The organism is Arthrospira sp. PCC 8006 (assembly GCF_046480465.1).
Lineage (GTDB): Bacteria > Cyanobacteriota > Cyanobacteriia > Cyanobacteriales > Microcoleaceae > Limnospira > Limnospira platensis.
The window spans coordinates 1-1477 of record NZ_PKGG01000448.1; the positions used below are offsets into that span (position 1 = coordinate 1).

The 1477-nt window shown below is 45.0% G+C and carries 2 protein-coding genes; both read right to left on the minus strand.

Annotation, left to right across the window (positions count from 1 at the left end):
* On the minus strand, positions 1 to 398 hold a 398-nt coding region (locus tag B9T16_RS28590; RefSeq protein WP_410246380.1), incomplete at its 3' end, for an MBL fold metallo-hydrolase.
* Between the two features lie 690 nt (positions 399 to 1088).
* A partial coding sequence (locus B9T16_RS28595) for a fibrobacter succinogenes major paralogous domain-containing protein (protein WP_410246381.1) occupies positions 1089 to 1477 on the minus strand: 389 nt, incomplete at its 5' end.

Sequence of the window (1477 nt, forward strand, 5' to 3'; positions counted from 1 at the left end):
TCACCAGAGAAAATGGCGTGGTGTTTCCCATTCTCGTCGATGAGGAGAAAAGTGGTACTTTCCATGGTGTGTCCGGGTGTATGCAACACGCGAATCCTAACATCACCGATTTTGAATTCTTGATTGTCTTCGGCAACGATAGCCTCAAAGCCCACCTCAGCTGTTGGGCCATAAACGATTTTCGCATCCGTTTTCTTAGCCAAATCGATATGACCCGATACAAAATCAGCGTGGAAGTGTGTTTCAAAAATGTATTTCAGAGTCACGCCATCCTTCTCCATTCTTTCGATGTAAGGTTGGGTTTCTCTCAATGGATCTATGATTGCTGCTTCACCGTTAGAAACAATGTAGTATGCACCTTGTGCTAAGCAACCGGTATAGATTTGTTCAATTTTCATTTGTCAATTCTTTTTTTGTTAGTGATTCGTTGTTCAAAGCAATCCAATTTTTGCCACGAAAGCCATCATTGTTTGAACACTGCAAAGATGCACACACCAAAACACTATTTTCCGTTACTTAGGTTACAGAAAAGGCTAAAGCGGTTTAAACCCTTCGCGTTTTTGCATCTCTACGCGATAAAAACCTTCGCGCCTCTGCCTCTTTGCGCGAAACAACCCATTGCACCTCTGTGTGAAACAACTCTTTGCGCCTTTGCGTCTTTGCGCGAGACAACCCTTCGCGCCTCTGTGTGAAACAACCCTTTGCGCCTTTGCGTCTTTGCGCGAGACAACCCTTCGCGCCTCTGTGTGAAACAACTCTTTGCGCCTTTGCGTCTTTGCGCGAAACAACCCTTCGCGCCTCTGTGTGAAACAACCCTTTGCGCCTTTGCGTCTTTGCGCGAAACAACCCTTCGCGCCTCTGTGTGAAACAACTCTTTGCGTCTTCACGTGAAAACAACCCTTGGATATTTCGGAGCATGCTGACCCCCCCACCTTCTATAAGATAAACCTCAAAAAGAATGTTTATGTTCCGAGTTTGAGGTTAGGTCTGGGAAGATCGCCCAGAAGCCGTGGCTGGAGTTTTGAGGCTTCTGCTTCGGCCAATTTCTGGCTGTCTAATAAATCTGACTTTATGGGCAGAGAAATGACTTAGTCCTTTATGCACCGGCAAGAAAAACCGGAATTTGGTCTCGCATAAAACGTGAATGCTTTTTCAGACCAATTGTGCAAATACACATTATTGAAGTAGTTATTTCTGGAGCTAGGGGTTGAGGTCCAAAATTGGGTGGTTTCAAACATTTCCATAAATCCTCCAAAATTGAAGTATCTATATCCTGCCGGTAAGGCGCTAAAATTACTTTCATTAGTAGCACCTTCATTTGGTGCAGACCATCCAGTAGTGGTTTTCATTTTACCGCCAGCCTCATTTTCGCCACCGAGATAATCAATTAACTCATCCCACTCTTCAGAAGTTGGAATATGCCAGCCGGTAGGACATAGTTTGCCAGTATTTACCGCCCCCCAGTTGTAGAGCCTTC